Here is an 18,719-nt window from a genome sequence, read left to right on the forward strand (position 1 = left end):
CCGGTCAGAACACGCTGGCGTAGTCGCCCAGCTCGACCTGCACCGACTTGATGCGGGTGTAGTGGCCGAGGGTGGAGATACCGTTCTCGCGGCCGACGCCGGATTCCTTGTAGCCACCGACCGGCATTTCGGCCGGCGATTCACCCCAGGTGTTGATCCAGCAGATGCCGGCTTCCAGGCGATGGATGATGCGGTGGGCGCGGCTGATGTCCTTGCTGACCACGCCGGCGGCGAGGCCGAAGGTGGTGTCGTTCGCACGACGCACCACTTCGTCTTCGTCGTCATAGGCGAGGATGCTCATCACCGGCCCGAAGATCTCTTCCTTGACGATGGTCATGTCATCGCGGCAGTCGGAGAACACGGTCGGCAGCACGTAGGCGCCGTTGGCCAGCGCGCCTTCGGTGGCACGGCCGCCGCCGGTCAGCAGGCGGGCACCTTCGGCCTTGCCACTGTCGATGTAACGCAGCACGTTTTCCATATGCGGGAAGCTGGTCAGCGGGCCGAAGTTGGTCTCGGCGGCCATCGGGTCGCCGATGCGAATGCGCTTGACGCGCTCGACGACGGCCGCCTCGAATGCGGCCAGCATGCTGCGCGGCACGAACACGCGGGTGCCGTTGGTGCAGACCTGGCCGGAGCTGAAGAAGTTGGCCATCACCGCGATGTCGGCGGCGCGGTCCAGGTCGGCGTCGTCGCAGATCACCAGCGGCGACTTGCCGCCCAGTTCCATGGTCACTTCCTTCAGCGACGAGGACGCCGCGCTGGCCATGACCTTCTTGCCAGTGGCGACGCCACCGGTGAAGGAGATCTTTTCGATCACCGGGTGCTCGGTCAGCCACTGGCCGATCTCGCGGCCCGGGCCCTGCACGACGTTGAACACGCCGGCCGGCACGCCGGCTTCGGTGTAGATTTCGGCCAGCCGGATCGCGGTCAGCGGGGTCACTTCGGACGGCTTGAACACCATCGCGTTGCCCGCGGCCAGCGCCGGTGCCGACTTCCACATGGCGATCTGGATGGGGTAGTTCCAGGCACCGATGCCGGCGACCACGCCCAGCGGCTCGCGACGGGTGTAGAAGAAGCTCGATTCGCGCAGCGGCAACTGGATGCCTTCGATGGCGGTGGCCAGGCCGGCGTAGTACTCGACCACGTCGGCACCGGTGACGATGTCCACGGTGGTGGTCTCGGCCAGCGCCTTGCCGGTGTCCAGGGTTTCCAGGTGGGCCAGTTCGTCGTTGCGCTCGCGCAGGAGCTCGACGGCGCGGCGCAGGATGCGCGAGCGCTCCATGGCGGTCATCGCGGCCCACACCTTCTGGCCTTCGGCTGCGCTCTGCACGGCGCGTTCGACGTCGGCCTGGCTGGCGACCTGCACCTCGGCGATCACCTCGCCGGTGGCCGGGTTGATGGTCTTGAAGGTCTTGCCGCTGGTGGCATCGACGCGCTGGCCGTGGATGTAGAGCTGTTGGACGGGCAGGGTGGACATGGGGCGTACTCCTTGGAAGGGGGCGGGTGCTGAAGCGCTTATAGCGCGGCAGCCTGCAACTGGAAGTCGATGTAGCCGTAAGCGATGCGCCGGGACTTCTCGGCGTTGAACTGGCCGCCGACCAGGCTGCCGCGCAGCCATAGGCCATCAATCATCGCGGCCAGGCCGCGGGCGGCCAGGCGGGCCTGCGGATGGGGCAGCAGGCGGTTGAACTGGTGGCACAGGTTGGAGAACAGGCGCTGGTCGTTGGCGCGCTGCAGCCGGGCCAGTTCCGGCTGGTGCATGCTGGCGGCCCAGAAGGTGAGCCAGACGCGCATCGCGGTGCCGTTGATCTGGCTGTCGTCGAAGTTGCCATCGACGATGGCGCGCAGCTGCTCGCGCGGGTTGTCGCTGGCGTCGGCGCGGTAGCGGGCGACGGCGTCCTTCAGTTCGCGCAGGATCTGCCGCATTGCAGCATTGAGCAGGCCGTCCTTGTCGCCGAAGTAGTGGGCGACGATGCCGCTGGACAACCCCGCCTTCTTCGCGATGGTGGCGACGGTGGCATCGGCCATGCCGATCTCGTCGATGGTCTGGAAAGTGGCCCGGATCAGCTGTTCGCGCCGTACCGGTTCCACGCCTTTCTTCGGCATTGTCTCTCCACGGTTTGCGACCCGAAGGATCGGGCTGCCCGCCATTATGCTTTTTATTGATTGAACGTTCAATCAATAAACCCTAGGATGCGCTCGCGCCCCACGCCATGGGCCCGGTTTACCGGTCCGGCCCCGCCCATGTGCTCCCTCGGACTTGATGAGACGACCCCATGTCTTCCCTGGCTCATCCCAAGCGTTCGCCCCTGCGCTTGAACCGTTTTGTCTTCCTCAGCTCCTCGGTGTCGATCGGCATCCTCGGGCTGCTCACCGTTCTCTATCCCGAAGGCAGCGAGCACTGGCTGCAATGGGCGCAGGCCGAGGTCTCGGCCGCGTTCGGCTGGTGGTACATGCTGCTGATCGTGCTGTGCCTGGGCTTCGTGTTGTGGCTGGCGTTCTCGCCGTACGGCCGCATCCGCCTGGGCCACAACGAGGAATCACCGGCCTTCGGCTACGTGGCCTGGGTCTCGATGCTGTTCTCGGCCGGCATCGGCATCGCGCTGCTGTACTACGGCGCCTACGAGCCGCTGGATCATTTCCTCAATCCGCCCGGGCAGCCCGGCGGCACCGTGGCCGCCGGCCGCGAGGCGATGGTGCTGACCTTCCTGCACTGGGGCCTGCATGGCTGGGCGCTGTATGCGCTGGTCGGCGTGGCACTGGGCTATTTCGCCTATCGCCGGGACCTGCCGCTGGCGCTGCGCTCTGCGTTGTACCCGGTCTTCGGTGAGCGCATTCATGGCCGCATCGGCGACATGGTCGATGGCTTCGGCATCCTGGCCACGCTGATCTCGATGGTGACCAACCTCGGCATCGGCGCGCTGGTGGTGCAGTCCGGCCTGGTCTACCTGTTCCACATCCCGGATACGCCGCAGGTGCTGGTGGCGATCGTGCTGGTGATGATGGTGGTGGCCACCATCGGCGTGGTCGCCGGCGTGGAAAAAGGCATTGCCTGGCTGTCCAACCTCAACGTGCGCCTGCTGTGCGGCCTGCTGCTGTTCGTGCTGGTCACCGGCCCGACCCTGCACCTGTTCGACGGCCTGATCCAGAACACCGGCGACTACCTCGGCGCGTTCGTGCGCAAGAGCTTCGACATGTACCTCAACGACCCCAAGGGTCGCGAGTGGATGGGGTCGTGGACGCTGTTCTACTGGGCGTGGTGGATCGCCTGGGCGCCGTTCGTCGGCCTTTTCGTGGCGCGCATCTCGCGCGGCCGCACCATCCGCGAAGTGATCTTGGGCGTGTTGCTGATCCCGCTCGGCTTCACCCTGGCCTGGCTGTCGATCTTCGGCAACACCGCCATCGACCTGGTGCTCAACCATGGCCAGGCGATCCTGGGTGACGTGGCCCAGCACGATGCAGCGATGACCTTGTTCAAGCTGCTGGAATACCTGCCTGCGGCGCCGTACGTGGCCGGTGCTGCGGTGGTGATCGGCTTCGTGCTGTTCCTGACCCCGGTCGACTCGGGCACGCTGATGATCGCCAACCTGTGCACGCGTCGCGTTGACGATGGCGTGGAAGATGGCCATGACGCGCCGATCTGGCTGCGCGTGTTCTGGGCCGCCGGCATCACTGTGGCCAGCGTCGGCCTACTGCTGGCTGGCAATTTCAGCGCGATGCAGACCGCGGTGGTGCTGTGCGGCCTGCCGTTCTCGTTCACCCTGGCGTTCTACATGTGGGGCCTGTTGAAGGCCCTGCGCACCGACCCGGATGCGCCGCGCCGGTGATCGCTTCTGTAGAGCCGAGCCCATGCTCGGCTGCTGTTGGCGCAGAAGCAGCCGAGCGCAGGCTCGGCTCTACAAGGGCATCGCAAACGCAAAGGGCCGGATCCGCAAGGATCCGGCCCTTTCCTCAATCGGGCGCAGCCGCGCCGTTACTTGGCTGCCAGCTGGCGCAGCACGTACTGCAGCAAGCCACCATGGCGGAAGTACTCGACTTCCTTCGGGGTCAGCAGCATCACCGAGACCTCAAAGGTCTTCTTCGTGCCATCGGCCTTGGTCGCGGTGACCGTGGCGCGCTTGCTGGCACCGTCCTGCAGGCCGGTGATGTCGATCACTTCCGAGCCGTCCAGGCCCAGCGTCTGTGCGTTCTCGCCGTTGCGGAACTGCAGCGGCAGCACGCCCATGCCGACCAGGTTGGAGCGGTGGATGCGCTCGAAGCTCTCGGCGATGACCGCCTTCACCCCCAGCAGCAGGGTGCCCTTGGCCGCCCAGTCACGCGACGAGCCGGTGCCGTATTCCTTGCCGGCCAGCACCACCAGCGGCACCTTGTCGGCCTTGTACTTCATGGCCGCATCGTAGATCGCCAGCTTCTCCGGCTGGCCACCACCGGCCGGGTAGTACAGGGTGTTGCCGCCTTCCTCGCCACCGAACATCAGGTTCTTGATGCGGATGTTGGCGAAGGTGCCGCGGACCATCACGTCATCGTTGCCGCGACGGCTGCCGTAGCTGTTGAAGTCGGCCGGCTGCACGCCGCGCTCCTGCAGGAAGCGGCCTGCCGGCGAGTCCTTCTTGATGTTGCCGGCCGGGGAAATGTGGTCGGTGGTAATCGAGTCGCCGAACAGGCCCATCACGCGTGCGCCGTGCACGTCGTCGATGCTGCCGGTCTGCATGGTCATGCCATCGAAGTAGGGCGGGTTCTTGATGTAGGTGGAGGCGTCGCTCCACGCGTACAGGTTGCCGTCCGGCGAGGCGATGGTGTTCCAGCGGGTATCGCCCTTGAACACATCGGCGTAGTTCTGCTTGAACATCTCCGGGCCAATGGTGGCGGCGATGACGTCGCCGATTTCCTTGTTGCTCGGCCAGATGTCGCGCAGGAACACCGGCTGGCCGTCGCTGCCGGTGCCGAGCGGCTGGGTGGTCAGGTCGATGTCGGTGGTGCCGGCGATGGCATAGGCCACCACCAGCGGCGGGCTGGCCAGGTAGTTCATCTTCACTTCGGGGTGCACGCGGCCCTCGAAGTTGCGGTTGCCTGACAGCACCGAGGTCACCACCAGGTCGCCGGCGGCGATGCCGGCGCTGACTTCGGTCGGCAGCGGGCCGGAGTTGCCGATGCAGGTGGTGCAGCCGTAGCCGACCACGTAGAAGCCGATCTTCTCCAGCTCCTTCAGCACACCGGCCTTTTCCAGGTAGTCGGTGACCACGCGCGAGCCCGGGCCGAGCGAGGTCTTGACCCACGGCTGGCGGTTCAGGCCCTTGGCGGCCGCATTGCGGGCCAGCAGGCCGGCACCGATCATCACCGCCGGGTTGGAGGTGTTGGTGCACGAGGTGATGGCCGCGATCACCACCGCGCCATCCTTCAGCCGCACCTTGCGGCCTTCGATCTCGATGTCGGCGAAGCCTTTGGCCAGCTGCTCGTTGCCGACGGCGGCGCCGCCGCCTTCGTTGACGAAGGTGGCAACGTCCTCGCTGCGCTTGTCACGGTTGGCGGTCATGCCGACCAGCGCTTCGCGGTAGTTCTTCTGCACGTCTTCCAGCAGGACGCGGTCCTGCGGGCGCTTCGGGCCGGCCAGCGACGGCTTCACCGTGCCCATGTCCAGTTCCAGCGTGCTGCTGTACTGGGCGTGCGGGCTGCCCGGTTCGTGCCACAGGCCCTGCGCCTTGGCATAGGCCTCGACCAGGTTGATCTGCTCTTCGCTGCGACCGGACAGGCGCAGGTAGTTCAGCGATTCGGCGTCGATCGGGAAGATGCCGCAGGTGGCGCCGTATTCCGGGGCCATGTTGCCGATGGTGGCGCGGTCGGCCAGTGGCAGGTGCTGCAGGCCGTCACCGTAGAACTCGACGAACTTGCCGACCACGCCCAGCTTGCGCAGCATCTGGGTGACGGTCAGCACCAGGTCGGTGGCGGTGGCGCCTTCGGGCAGCTTGCCGGTCAGCTTGAAGCCGACGACCTGCGGAATCAGCATCGACGATGGCTGGCCGAGCATGGCGGCCTCGGCTTCGATGCCACCCACGCCCCAGCCGAGCACGCCGATGCCGTTGATCATGGTGGTATGGCTGTCGGTACCGAACACGGTGTCGGGGTAGGCAATGTCCTTGCCATCCTTCTGCGCGGTCATCACCACGCGGGCCAGGTTCTCCAGGTTCACCTGGTGGACGATGCCGGTGTTGGGCGGCACCACCTTGAAGTTGTCGAAGGCCTTCTGTCCCCAGCGCAGGAAGCCGTAGCGTTCCTGGTTGCGCTGGAACTCGATCTTGCCGTTGAGGTCCAGCGCGTCGGGCTTTCCGAACACATCGACCTGCACCGAGTGGTCGATGACCAGTTCGGAGGGAATCTGCGGGTTGATCTGCTCCGGCTTGCCGCCGAGCTTGACGACGGCGTCGCGCATCGCGGCCAGGTCGACCACGCAGGGCACGCCAGTGAAGTCCTGCAGGACCACGCGCGCCGGCATGAAGGCGATCTCGGTGTCCGGCTCGGCCGCCGGGTTCCAGCGGGCCACGGCTTCGATGTGGTCCTTGCCGACGGTGATGCCGCCGTCCTCGTGCCGGAGCAGGTTCTCCAGCAGGATCTTCATCGAGTAGGGCAGGTGGGAGATATCGAAGCGCTGGCCCAGCGTGGGCAGGCTGAAGTAGTCGTAGGTCTTGCCACCGACATTCAGCTGGCTGCGGGTGGAGAACGAATCGCTCATGCGGGTTAACTCCTTCTTGCGGATGGCTTGCAGTGGCCCGCGCATGGGCAGGCCTGCTTGCGGTGGCCGGCAGTCCGTGCCGCCGGGCAGAAGGCCAGTATCGCCGATGCCGTCGGGGCCGCAGAACTGCGGGCTCAGAACGCAAGGTTATAAATTCGTATGTAGTTTTCGTGTCATGGCGCCGCCGGACTTAGTGCGGGCTGACAGGCTCGAGGCAGTGCCGTATGGCGCCGGGGGACAGGTGGAGGGCAGCATGGGGGGGGCTGCAGGCGCTGGGGGCGGAGCCGTGCTGAGCGATGGTCATCGTGGCGGTCGAGGCGTTCTTGACCGGGCACGGGGGGCGCGCCGCCGACGGGCAGCGCGCCAGTCAGTGGCGATCAGCCACCCAGGAACGGATTGCCGGTCTTGGCGGGAGCCGCGCCCTTGGATTTCACCTTGAGTACGTTGTCCTTGTCGAACTCAAAGACGGTCGATTCCTGCACGTTCTTTCCGAAGTGCTTGATCTTGGCGTAGTCGTAGTACCAGACCTGGGTGTCGCCAAGCTGCTCACGACGCGTCGGCGCTCCAAACTTCTCGCGGACCTGGTCCTGGGTCGCCTTGCCCACCTCCAGCTCGTCCAGTTGCTTCTGGGTGATCTCAGTGCCGGTGGTGTGGGCCGCGAACGGATTGGCGTGGGCCGGGCCTGCGGCCAGGGCCAGGGGGGTGGCCAGAGCCAGGGTCAGAATGAATGCGCGCATTGAACGTCCTTTTATGAGAGAGGGGGCGTGCGGTGCCGGAGTGTCCCGGCCCGGTACAGCGAGGGCTGCCCGGCCAGTCTAGCGGTCGAATGCGACTGGTTCTGGTTCAAGGTCACAATTCGCCCGATTTGAGGTGTTTACGTCAGGTATGTATAATTCATACATACTTTTTGAGGCCTACCCATGGAAGCCACCGTTGCAGAACGCGGACAGATCACCCTGCCCAAGGCGGTGCGCGATGCCCTCGGCCTGACCAAGGGCACGCTGCTGAAGGTCGAGCTGGACGGCAGCCGCATCATCCTGCGCAAGAGTGTTGACGATGCCATTTCACGGGCGCGCGGCAAGTTCGCGCTGGACGGCTTCGAGTCGTCCGACGCGGCCGTGCGCGCGGTGCGTGACGAGGAGTAAGCCGTGATGATCGCCGTCGATTCGCCGGTACTGGTCGAACTGCTCAGCAACGGCCCGCAGGCCGATGCCGTGGAGGCCATCCTCCGGCAGAGCCTGGTCGGTGGCCGCGTGGTGGTCTGTGGCGCGACTCTGGCCGAAGTGTGCGCATCGCTGCGCGGTGGTGCCGAAGTGCTCGAAGCACTGGAAGAGATGGGCGTGCACTTCAACCCGATGGAGGCCAAGTCGGCGCTGCGCGCCGGCGAGATGCACCGCCGTCATCGCCAGCGCGGTGGCAGCCGCCGCAGCCTGGACGAATTCATGGTCGGCGCCCATGCACTGCTGCAGTGCGATGGCCTGATCACCTGGAACGATACGTTTTACCGCGACTACTTCAAGGGCCTGAAGCTGATCGTGCCGCACGCCTGAGCCCACTTTTGATTTTTCAACCTACGCATTACCCGGGAGTTGTCATGTTGGAAGCCTACCGCCACCACGTCGCCGAGCGCGCTGCGCTTGGCATCCCGCCGCTGCCGCTGAGCGCGCAGCAGACGGCCGATGTCATCGAACTGCTGAAGAACCCGCCGCAGGGCGAGGCCGAGTTCCTGCTCGACCTGCTGACCCACCGCGTGCCGGCCGGCGTCGATGACGCAGCCAAGGTCAAGGCGTCGTACCTGGCGGCGATCGCCCTGGGCAGCGAGCAGAACCCGCTGATCAGCCGCGAGCGCGCCACCGAACTGCTGGGCACCATGCTTGGCGGCTACAACGTTGCACCGCTGGTGCAGCTGCTGGACGACGCCAGCGTCGGCACCATCGCTGCCAACGGCCTGAAGAAGACCCTGCTGGTGTTCGATGCGTTCCATGACGTGCAGGAGAAGGCGAAGGCCGGCAACGCCAACGCCCAGGCCGTGCTGCAGAGCTGGGCCGAGGCTGAGTGGTTCACCAGCAACCCGGAAGTGCCGCAGAGCCTGACCGTCACCGTGTTCAAGGTGCCGGGCGAAACCAACACCGATGACCTGTCGCCAGCACCGGACGCGACCACCCGCCCGGACATTCCGATGCACGCCCTGGCGATGCTGAAGAACAAGCGCGACGACGCGCCGTTCACCCCGGAAGAAGACGGCAAGCGCGGCCCGATCCAGCAGATCCTGTCGCTGAAGGACAAGGGCCACCTGGTCGCCTACGTCGGCGACGTGGTCGGCACCGGCTCCTCGCGCAAGTCGGCCACCAACAGCGTGCTGTGGTGGACCGGCGATGACATTCCGTACATCCCGAACAAGCGCGCCGGTGGCGTGTGCCTGGGCGGCAAGATCGCCCCGATATTCTACAACACCATGGAAGATGCCGGTGCGCTGCCGATCGAGCTGGACGTGTCGAAGATGGAGCACGGCGATGTCATCGAGCTGCGTCCGTACGAAGGCAAGGCGCTGAAGAACGGCGAAGTGATCGCCGAGTTCCAGGTCAAGTCCGACGTGCTGTTCGACGAGGTGCGTGCCGGTGGCCGCATCCCGCTGATCATCGGTCGTGGCCTGACCGGCAAGGCGCGCGAAGCGCTGGGCCTGGCCCCGACCGACCTGTTCCGCCTGCCGGTGCAGCCGGCCGATACCGGCAAGGGCTTCTCGCTGGCGCAGAAGATGGTCGGCCGCGCCTGTGGCCTGCCGGAAGGCCAGGGCATGCGCCCGGGCACCTACTGCGAACCGAAGATGACCTCGGTCGGCTCGCAGGACACTACCGGCCCGATGACCCGTGACGAGCTGAAGGACCTGGCCTGCCTGGGCTTCTCGGCCGACCTGGTGATGCAGTCGTTCTGCCACACTGCCGCTTACCCGAAGCCGGTGGACGTCAAGACCCACCACACCCTGCCGGAGTTCATCTCCACCCGTGGCGGCGTTTCCCTGCGCCCGGGCGACGGCGTGATCCACAGCTGGCTCAACCGCATGCTGCTGCCGGACACCGTCGGCACCGGCGGTGACTCGCACACCCGTTTCCCGGTGGGTATTTCGTTCCCGGCCGGCTCGGGCCTGGTCGCCTTCGCTGCCGCCACCGGCGTGATGCCGCTGGACATGCCGGAGTCGGTGCTGGTGCGCTTCAAGGGCAAGATGCAGCCGGGCGTGACCCTGCGCGACCTGGTCAATGCGATCCCGCTGTACGCGATCAAGTCGGGCCTGCTGACCGTGGCCAAGGCGGGCAAGAAGAACATCTTCTCCGGCCGTATCCTGGAAATCGAAGGCCTGCCGGATCTGAAGGTCGAACAGGCGTTCGAACTGTCCGACGCCTCGGCCGAGCGTTCGGCGGCCGGTTGCTCGGTGCGCCTGAACAAGGAGCCGATCATCGAGTACCTGACCAGCAACATCACCCTGCTGAAGTGGATGATTGCCGAGGGTTACCAGGATCCGCGCTCGCTGCAGCGCCGTATCGAGAAGATGGAAGCGTGGCTGGCCAACCCGCAGCTGCTGGAGCCGGATGCGGACGCCGAGTACGCCGCCGTCATCGAGATCGACCTGGCCGACATCCACGAGCCGATCGTGGCCTGCCCGAACGACCCGGACGACGTGAAGACCCTGTCCGAAGTGGCCGGTGCCAAGATCGACGAGGTGTTCATCGGTTCGTGCATGACCAACATCGGCCACTTCCGCGCCGCTGCCAAGCTGCTGGAAGGCAAGCGTGACCTGCCGACCCGCCTGTGGGTGGCCCCGCCGACCAAGATGGACGCCTCGGAACTGACCAAGGAAGGCGTGTACGGCACCTTCGGTGCTACCGGCGCTCGTATGGAAATGCCGGGCTGCTCGCTGTGCATGGGCAACCAGGCGCAGATCCGCGAAGGTTCCACCGCGATGTCGACCTCGACCCGCAACTTCCCGAACCGTCTGGGCCGCAACACCAACGTGTACCTGGGTTCGGCGGAACTGGCGGCGATCTGCTCGCGTCTGGGCCGCATCCCGACCAAGGAGGAGTACATGGCGGACATCGGCGTGATCAACGCCAATGGTGCGGAGATCTACCGCTACATGAACTTCGACCAGATCGAGGAATACCAGGACGTGGCCAGCACGGTCGCTGCCTGATGCGGTAACGGAAAACCCCCGGCTCGCGCCGGGGGTTTTTTGTGAGCGGACGACGCATGGTAGTGCCGGCCGCTGGCCGGCATCCCGTTGAAATGAAAAATCCCCGGTGAGAGCCGGGTTTTTCATTGTGCCCGGCCAGGTGGCCTAGCCCATCCGCCTCGCGGTGAGGACCTGCTCGTGGGCGAGGTCCTGCTGGGCGACCTGCTGTGCCTGCGAAATCTGCTCGGCCTTGGCGAGCGACTGTTCTACGGGCGTATTGACGGCCTCACTGATTGGAACCGACGCCCGCAGGTGTGCTGGATTGTCGAGCGCTCCCTGCACAACGAACATGCGAGAGACTGAGCCATCGCTGGGTGAATTGCCCAGTACAACATGATCGACGTGTTCCAGGCCGCTGCCCTTGGCCGCCGCAAGCAGGCCGGCCGTCACGCGCTCACTGGTTTCATCGAAGCTGCGCCCGTGCCTGGCATCCACGGTGGATACACCATCGCGAATCTGCCGGTAGAGCGCATGGTCTGGATGGCCTTCCTTCCTGGGATCCAGGCCTGCCTTGTCCAAGGTTGATTCAATGCTCTCCTGTAAAGGGTTCTTGGGAGAGAAAGCGGGATTGCTGAGAGAGGGCGAGCCCTTGCCGGTTGCATCCGGGATCAGTTGCTCCCCCGGCTTGAGCGCATTCTGGGCCCGCTGCTCCGCTTCAGCCTCGCGGCGGGCGTATGCACCGGCTTCCTCGACACCGCGCAGGAAATTGATACCGTCGCGCAGCAGACCGGGCCCGCCGCCGACAAGCACGGTCGCACCCGCACGCAGTTGATGAACATCACTGCGGTAGTCGGCAATCCGGCGCAGGTCCTCAGGATCCCTGACCCGCGCCTGTGGGTTGTCCAGTACAGATTGCACCGGACCCTTGTCGGTCATGCGATCAAGGAAATGAACCAATCGATGGGAATCGCCCAACTGGACCGCCACCGCGGCGGACATGACATGGCCGCTCTTCATCCCGGGTGTTCCGATCGAGGCGATGCGCTGGCCGTGCTCGGCGTTGCGCAGGATCTCCAGTTCCCTGGGCAGCGCATACATCTCGACCTTGCCGTAATGGGGACCGCCGGCACTGACCAGGTCGCCTGCCATCACATGGTTGGTGAAGGGTGCCGCGTTGGCTGGCTGGCCTTCAGGAAGGCGATATGCCAGCCCGGCGGCACCGTAGGGATTGAACGCGTCGCCGGGGAGGTTGTAGTGGTGTGCAGTGATCTGCGCGAGCGCGCCGCCCAAGGAGTGGCCGGTGACGTGTACTGGCCCGGCTCCCCTTTCTTCGGCCAGCCTGAGGGCTTGCTTTGTCAGCGCCAGCGCGTCAGTCAGTTGCGCGTTGAATCTGGCGGTGACCATCGCGGCGTCGATGCCGCCATCAAGCATGGGCTGACGATCAAACTCGGTACCGCGATGGGCGACGATGACTTCCTTTGTATTGATGTTGAGGTAGACAATACCCTGATATCCGCTCCCAGAGTCACGACAAGCGAGGACCTCATACTTTGTTCCGCCGACGGTGATGTCGGAACTGACGGGCGGAAGCGGGTCCTTATAGACATCGTCCGAAAGCGCCGCGCTTTCTTTAGGATTCATTGCGATGCTCCTTCAATCCGTGTGGAGACTTCGATTGGAAAGTATTCCTCGCGCTTCTCTGGGGGCATCTTTTCGTACCAACTTGAAGGCTCGGTTGGCGTCCGCTCTGTCGACTGTCCTGTGGTCAAGGGCGGCAATGCGCGCTTTACGTAAGCAGTGAAGGTTCTCCCGCCCTCAATTTCCGTGAATAGTGCTGCGACGGACGCTCGGATTGGGCGATCATCGATGATGAAGGGGAATGAAGCTTCCACAAGCACGGGTGTCCAAGTGCACGGGCCACGACCGTAATAGTCGGCAACTTCCATACCGTCGTTGAAAACAGCACTGCTGAATTCAGTTGCACTGAGGCGCTGTGCCTGAACCTCAACCTTGTGCTGGTTCGGCTCGTACTGCACCCCCTCCCAATTGTTGACCGGAGGCAGACAGAGTGGGTCTATCTCATACGTGACGAAGACCGAAGGAACGGGGACATCCACGGGTGCATCGTGGACCCGAATCACAATCGGCAGCGCATCCCTGGGCGCAGCATTCTCGCGATAGACCGGGAACGAGCGTTCCTTGTTGCAGCCTGCAACAACCAGTGTGATCAAGGCGATCAACGCAACATGAGCAAGGCTGGGGACGGATTTCAGCATGAGCGGTCCACGTCGCTGCAGGATTGTCCTTGATCCTTGGAACATGCGGTCTCATCACGAACGACGGCGCCACATCCGGGCAAATGCGACAGGTTGCGCAGTGGGTATTGTCCGTTACCCGGACTTCCCAACCTGTGTACCCGAGCAGCGCGGCCTTGCGGGGTAACGTTCATCGGCGTTCCATTGCTGTGCGATACCTGACTATACGACCCGCTCCAGCCGCGCTCCAGTCGGTGTCCTGCGGGCCTCCCGTTTGCCGCGCATGGCTTGCGGCAGGATCAGATCTCGATCAGCGCCGTTGAAACATCAATGGTCGAAAGTGCTGGCGGCGGATCGGCAATTGAGCCTGACGTCTCTTGGAGGTGTCCAGCAGGGAGCGGAGCCGAGCGTGGGCTCGGCTCTACAGGGGCCTGTCAGCCGCGGGCGAGGGCGAGCAACCGCTCGGCGACCCGCTCCAGCGGCACCTGTTCCTCGGCAGCGCCCAGCTTGAACGCGGCGCCGGGCATGCCCCAGACCACGCTGGTGGCCTCGTCCTGCACCAGTGTGGGCGCGCCGGCCTGGCGCATCTCCAGCAGGCCGCGCGCGCCGTCGTCACCCATGCCGGTGAGGATGGCACCGATGGCATTGCCACCGGCGCTCTGCGCGACCGAGCGGAACAGCACGTCCACCGCGGGCTTGTGCCGGTTCACCGCCGGGCCGTCGTCGATGCGGCAGCGCCAGCGCGCACCGTCGCGGATGATGCGCAGGTGCTTGCCGCCGGGCGGCAGGTAGGCGTGGCCGGGCAGTACTGCTTCGCCGTCGCTGGCCTCGCGCACGGCCATCGCCGAATGGCGGTCCAGTCGCTCGGCGAAGGCGCTGCTGAAGCTGGCCGGCAGGTGTTGGGTCATCACCACGGCGGGTGCATCGGCAGGCATGCCTTCCAGCACCACGCGCAGCGCTTCGGTGCCACCGGCCGACGAGCCGATCGCGATCAGGCGGTCGGTGGTGCGGAACTGCGGCGAGGCAGCACGCATCGCCGGCGTTGCGTCCAGCGTGAGCTTGGGGGCGCTGGCACGCACCAGCGGGCGCACGCGCGAGCGCGCCGCCATCTTGACCTTGGCGATGATCTCCTCGGCATAGCCCTGCAGGCCACGGGCCACGTCCAGCTTGGGCTTGGAGACGAAATCCACGGCGCCCAGCGCCAGTGCCTGCAGGGTGGTGTCGGCGCCTCGCTCGGTCAGCGAGGAAATCATCACCACCGGCAGCGGATGCAGGCGCATCAGGTTTTCCAGGAACGCCAGCCCGTCCATGCGCGGCATTTCCACGTCCAGGGTGATCACGTCCGGAAGCAGGCGCTTGATCTTCTCGCGCGCCAGCAGCGGGTCAGCCGCGGTGCCGACCACGTCGATGGCCGGGTCGCTGGACAGGATTTCCGTGAGCATCTGCCGCACGACGGCGGAGTCGTCGACGATCAGGACCCGGGAGGGGGCGTTGCCGGTGAAGGTCATTCGAACAGCTCCACGCCACCGGTGACCGGCGCCTTGGACAGGCGCGCACGCACCGCCGATTCGGTGGCGGCCACCTCGGCCTCATGCGCATGCGGCAGGCGCTGCACCACCACGCGGCCGGTATCGGCGAAGAACCAGATCTTGCGCGGATGGATGCCGCACAGGTCCTCGGCAATGATCGGAATGTGCTCGGCCTGAAGGTACTGGCGGACGAACTCGGCGTTGCGGGTGCCAACCGGGTTGCTGGTGAAGCCCTTCAGCACGTTGGCGCCACCGAACACCTTGGCCTCGATGCGCTTGCGGTGGGCACCACGCTTGAGCATGTCGTTGATCAGCAGTTCCATCGCGTAGCTGCCGTAGCGCGCGGGCGCGCCGTCACCGGCGTTGCCCTCGGGCAGCAGGAAGTGGTTCATGCCGCCGATCTTCAGCACCGGGTCGCGCAGGCAGGCGGCTACGCACGAGCCCAGCGTGGTGGTCAGCGCGGTGGTGTCATCGACCACCAGGTACTGGGTGGGCAGCAGCTTGGCGGCGATGGTCTGGAAGCGCGCATCCTGGTAGCGCATCACATCGTCGGTACGCAGCGAAGCATTCATGCGCCGGCCTTCGCCGCACGGCGGTACAGGGTGCGGCCGCAGGGCTGGATCAGGTCGGCGGCGTGCAGATAGTTCTCCGAATGGCCGGTGTAGAGCAGGCCGTCATCGGCCAGGTGCTGCACCAGACGGCCGAGGATCGCGCGCTGGGTCGGCTTGTCGAAGTAGATCATCACGTTGCGGCAGAACAGTGCGTCGAACGGGCCACCGACGTCGTAGCGCGGGGCGAGCAGGTTCAACGGGCGGAATTCGATCAGCTCGCGCAGCGCAGGCAGTACGCGGCACTGGCCCTCGTTGGGGCCGCTGCCACGCTGGAAGTAGCGGCGGCGCAGGTCCGGATCGAGGCTGGCGACGCGATCGATGTTGTAGACGCCGCGGCCGGCGGTGGCCAGCACCTGGGTGTCGACGTCGGTGGCGATGATGCGCACCGGCGGCTTCAGGGTGCCAAAGGCCTCGCACGCGGTGATCGCCATCGAGTAGGGCTCTTCGCCAGTGGACGCTGCGCACGACCACAGCAGCAACGGCGTGCGGCTGGAGCGCTGCTGCAGTTCTTCGCGCAGCTTGTCGAAGTGGTGCGGTTCGCGGAAGAACGAGGTCAGATTGGTGGTCAAGGCGTTGGTGAACGCCTGCCACTCGTCACCATCTTCCTGTTCCAGATGGTCCAGGTACTGCTGGAAGCTGCGCATGCCCAGCGTGCGCAGGCGGCGCGACAGGCGGCCGTAGACCATGTCGCGCTTTGCCGGCGCAAGCGCAATGCCCACGCGCTGGTAGATCAGGTCGCAGACGCGGCGGAAATCACGGTCGGCGAACTCGAATTCGCGTGGGCCGGTAACGATGGGAGTAGGACTTTGCACGGGGGACGTGTCCATCGGCGGGGGCGGCGGCCGAAGCCGCCACGGGTGGGTCTCAGAATTCCTGCCAGTCGCTGTCGCTGGCGGCGAAGGTGCTGGCGTTGCTGCTGCGACGTACCGGCGCGGGGGTGCTGGTCGGCTGCGGACGTGCCACGGTGGTGATGCGCGCCGGTTCCACGCGCTCGGCGACAGCCTTCACTGCGGCCGAGACCTGGTTGTCGAGCCGGAAGATCGCCACGGCATCTGCAAGCTGTGCGGCCTGGTCTTCCATCGCACGTGCGGCAGCGGTGGCTTCCTCCACCAGTGCGGCGTTCTGCTGGGTGGTTTCGTCCATCTGCACCACGGTCTGGTTGACCTGCTCGATGCCCGCGCTCTGTTCCTGCGAGGCCGCGGAGATTTCGGCCATGATGTCGGTGACGCGCTGCACCGAGGCGACGATCTCGCCCATGGTGGCGCCGGCCTTGTGCACCAGCGCCGAGCCATCGTTGACCTTGCCGACCGAGTCGTCGATCAGGCCCTTGATCTCCTTGGCGGCAGCGGCTGAGCGCTGGGCGAGGGTGCGCACTTCGCTGGCGACCACGGCGAAGCCGCGGCCCTGTTCACCGGCACGCGCGGCTTCCACGGCGGCATTCAGCGCCAGGATGTTGGTCTGGAACGCAATGCCGTCGATGACGCTGATGATCTCGGCGATCTTCTTCGACGAGGCTTCGATGGCGGACATGGTGGTGACCACCTGGCCGACGACCTCGCCACCTTGCGAGGCGACGCCATGGGCGCCGATGGCGAGCTGGTTGGCCTGGCGGGCGTGCTCGGCGTTCTGGCGCACGGTGGAGGTCAGTTCCTCCATCGAGGCGGCGGTTTCCTCCAGGTTGGCGGCCTGCTGCTCGGTACGGCGCGACAGGTCGCTGTTGCCCGAGGCGATCTCGCCGGCGGCCAGGGTGATGCTGGAGGCGCTGGCCTGGATCTGGCCGACGATCTGGGTCAGCTGCGCGACCGTGGCGTTGGCATCGTCGCGCATGCGGGCGAACACGCCCTGGTAGTCGCCGTGCATGCGCGCGGTCAAGTCACCTTCGGCGATGGCCGACAGCAGCTGCGACAGCTTGCCGAGGTTGTCATCGCTGACCGCCATCATCGCGTTGAGGTTTTCCAGCATCAGGCGGAAATCGTGGTCGAAGCGCTGCGCATCGCCACGGCGGCTGAAGTCGCCGGCAGCGGCGGCGCTGGCCAACTGCTTGATCTCGGCGTTGATGCGGCCGAGGTTGGCCTTGACGGTGTCGACGGTGGTGGTCATCGCCGCCTTCTCGCCCGGGTAGCGGGCGATGTCGCGGCTCAGGTCACCGACCGCGTACTGCTGCACCACGTCCAGCACATCGTGCAGGGTCTGCACGTGGCTACCCACCAGGGCGTTGGTTTCCTGCACCATCAGCCCGTATTCGCCGGGGAAGGCGCTGGCGTCGATGCGGTAGCTGAGTTCGCCACCGTCGTGGCGGCGGGCCATTTCGCGCTGGCCGGTGATGACCGCATGCAACTGCTGCTGCATGCCGGCCATGGCGTCCAGCAGGCGACCGGTTTCATCGTGCGGCTGCGGTCCGATGTGGCTGTCGAGCTTGCCGGCGGCGATGCCTTCGGCGACGGCTGTGGCCTGCTTCAGCGGTACCGCGATGCGGTTGCCGATGACCCAGCTCAGGGCCAGCACGATCAGCACCAACACGCCGCCGGCAACGGCCATGATGGCGGTGAACACCAGCGCCTGCTTCTGCACGTCGTCCATGTAGACGCCACTGCTGACCACCCAGTTCCACGGCGCGAACAGTCCGGCGTACGCGACCTTCTCCACGTCGCCCTTGCTGCCCGGCTTGGCCCAGCGGTAGTTGACGAAGCCGCCACCGGCCTTGGCCGCTTCGACCTGGTCGTAGTAGATGCGCACACCATCGTCGGTGCGGAAGTCCTTCATGTCTTTGCCGACCAGGTCCTTGCGGAACGGGTGCATCAGCAGCCGGTAGCCGGTGTCGTAGACGTTGAAATAGTAGGTATCGTTCTCTGCACGCATCACTTCCAGTGCCTGCAGCGCGGCGCGCTTGGCAGCCTCTTCGCTGAGTTCGCCGGTACTGGCCAGACGGTGGTAGTGCTGGAGGATGCCGTAGCTCAGCTCGACCTGGGTCTTCAGTGCGGCCTTGCGGGTCTCGGTGAGATCCAGGTACTGCATGCGGGCGGCGATCACCGAGAGCGCGATCACGCCGAGCGCGATGAGCAGCGTCAGCAGGTTGAGCTTGCGCCGGACGGAAAGATTGCTGAAGTAGTGTTGCCAGCGATGCAGGAGATTCATCGAGCAGGACCAGGTCGAAGCGGGCGGGCGGCGCCGTGCCGGTCACGGCGGGACAAGCGGTGACAACCCCGTTATCGGCCGTCAGGGCGGGGGATTGAGGTGCGGTGTCCGAACGTATTCAGGTTTCCGTGCAGCGGCGGCTGCGGCGCTGCCTGCGGCAGGCTGGTTTTGAAGCAACAGCAACAGCAACAGCAACAGCAACAGCAGTTGGTCGGCGCTGGATTGTCAGTAGGTGGCTGGGCCGGGGTGGGCAGCCAGGACACGCCGTAAACCCGTCCATGGGGGCTCGATGGCGCC

14 protein-coding genes are annotated in these 18,719 nt (G+C 65.6%); 4 read left to right on the forward strand and 10 right to left on the reverse strand.

Going from position 1 to position 18,719, the window contains the following annotated elements:
• Positions 1-4 precede the first annotated feature (4 nt).
• On the reverse strand, positions 5-1,477 hold the full coding sequence (gene betB, locus ACSDHM_RS08045) for a betaine-aldehyde dehydrogenase (protein WP_336357402.1): 1,473 nt from the start codon (positions 1,475-1,477) through the stop codon (positions 5-7).
• 38 nt (positions 1,478-1,515) lie between these two features.
• A complete protein-coding gene (gene betI, locus ACSDHM_RS08050) occupies positions 1,516-2,106 on the reverse strand; it encodes a transcriptional regulator BetI (RefSeq protein ID WP_065177626.1) in 591 nt (196 codons plus the stop codon).
• A 170-nt stretch (positions 2,107-2,276) separates the two neighbouring features.
• Here betI and ACSDHM_RS08055 point away from each other — a divergent pair, with 170 nt between their 5' ends.
• Positions 2,277-3,827, forward strand: a complete 1,551-nt coding sequence (locus ACSDHM_RS08055; protein WP_061479285.1) for a BCCT family transporter — start codon at positions 2,277-2,279, stop codon at positions 3,825-3,827.
• A 146-nt stretch (positions 3,828-3,973) separates the two neighbouring features.
• On the opposite strand, the gene acnA is transcribed toward ACSDHM_RS08055, so the two are convergent.
• Together acnA and ACSDHM_RS08065 are read right to left on the reverse strand one after the other, a co-directional pair.
• Complete coding sequence (gene acnA / locus ACSDHM_RS08060; RefSeq protein WP_072168982.1) at positions 3,974-6,727, reverse strand: aconitate hydratase AcnA; 2,754 nt, start codon at positions 6,725-6,727, stop codon at positions 3,974-3,976.
• A gap of 377 nt (positions 6,728-7,104) precedes the next feature.
• Positions 7,105-7,464: an outer membrane protein assembly factor BamE gene (locus ACSDHM_RS08065; RefSeq protein ID WP_439426848.1), complete on the reverse strand. Its 360-nt coding sequence runs from the start codon at positions 7,462-7,464 to the stop codon at positions 7,105-7,107.
• 183 nt (positions 7,465-7,647) lie between these two features.
• On the opposite strand from ACSDHM_RS08065, the gene ACSDHM_RS08070 reads away from it, so the two are divergent.
• Genes ACSDHM_RS08070 through acnB form a run of 3 tightly spaced genes read left to right on the forward strand, consistent with a single transcriptional unit; the run spans position 7,648 to position 10,913 of the window.
• Positions 7,648-7,872, forward strand: a complete 225-nt coding sequence (locus ACSDHM_RS08070) for an AbrB/MazE/SpoVT family DNA-binding domain-containing protein (protein ID WP_005409505.1) — start codon at positions 7,648-7,650, stop codon at positions 7,870-7,872.
• 6 nt (positions 7,873-7,878) lie between these two features.
• Positions 7,879-8,277, forward strand: a complete 399-nt coding sequence (locus tag ACSDHM_RS08075; protein ID WP_005416402.1) for a type II toxin-antitoxin system VapC family toxin — start codon at positions 7,879-7,881, stop codon at positions 8,275-8,277.
• A 44-nt stretch (positions 8,278-8,321) separates the two neighbouring features.
• Positions 8,322-10,913 carry a bifunctional aconitate hydratase 2/2-methylisocitrate dehydratase gene (gene acnB / locus ACSDHM_RS08080; protein ID WP_072168981.1) on the forward strand — a complete coding sequence of 864 codons (2,592 nt, stop codon included), beginning with the start codon at positions 8,322-8,324 and terminating at the stop codon, positions 10,911-10,913.
• Between the two features lie 144 nt (positions 10,914-11,057).
• Here the strand turns inward: acnB and ACSDHM_RS08085 are convergent, their stop codons facing one another.
• The 6 genes from ACSDHM_RS08085 to ACSDHM_RS08110 form a co-directional block, all read right to left on the reverse strand.
• Positions 11,058-12,533 carry an XVIPCD domain-containing protein gene (locus ACSDHM_RS08085; protein ID WP_353080024.1) on the reverse strand — a complete coding sequence of 492 codons (1,476 nt, stop codon included), beginning with the start codon at positions 12,531-12,533 and terminating at the stop codon, positions 11,058-11,060.
• The gene (locus ACSDHM_RS08090; protein ID WP_439426849.1) at positions 12,530-13,168 is read right to left on the reverse strand and encodes a hypothetical protein; all 639 of its coding nucleotides are present in this window, start codon (positions 13,166-13,168) and stop codon (positions 12,530-12,532) included. The genes ACSDHM_RS08085 and ACSDHM_RS08090 overlap by 4 nt, the downstream gene beginning before the upstream one ends.
• A gap of 413 nt (positions 13,169-13,581) precedes the next feature.
• Positions 13,582-14,655, reverse strand: a complete 1,074-nt coding sequence (locus ACSDHM_RS08095; protein ID WP_188241355.1) for a protein-glutamate methylesterase/protein-glutamine glutaminase — start codon at positions 14,653-14,655, stop codon at positions 13,582-13,584.
• Positions 14,652-15,248: a chemoreceptor glutamine deamidase CheD gene (cheD, locus tag ACSDHM_RS08100; RefSeq protein ID WP_014037083.1), complete on the reverse strand. Its 597-nt coding sequence runs from the start codon at positions 15,246-15,248 to the stop codon at positions 14,652-14,654. The genes ACSDHM_RS08095 and cheD overlap by 4 nt, the downstream gene beginning before the upstream one ends.
• Positions 15,245-16,114, reverse strand: coding sequence for a CheR family methyltransferase (locus tag ACSDHM_RS08105; protein ID WP_049416359.1), 870 nt, complete (start codon positions 16,112-16,114; stop codon positions 15,245-15,247). The genes cheD and ACSDHM_RS08105 overlap by 4 nt, the downstream gene beginning before the upstream one ends.
• Positions 16,115-16,151: 37 nt before the next feature.
• A complete protein-coding gene (locus ACSDHM_RS08110) occupies positions 16,152-18,422 on the reverse strand; it encodes a methyl-accepting chemotaxis protein (protein ID WP_188241356.1) in 2,271 nt (756 codons plus the stop codon).
• Between the last annotated feature and the right edge of the window lie 297 nt (positions 18,423-18,719).

Source organism: Stenotrophomonas sp. T8 (assembly GCF_051853085.1).
Taxonomy (GTDB): domain Bacteria; phylum Pseudomonadota; class Gammaproteobacteria; order Xanthomonadales; family Xanthomonadaceae; genus Stenotrophomonas; species Stenotrophomonas sepilia.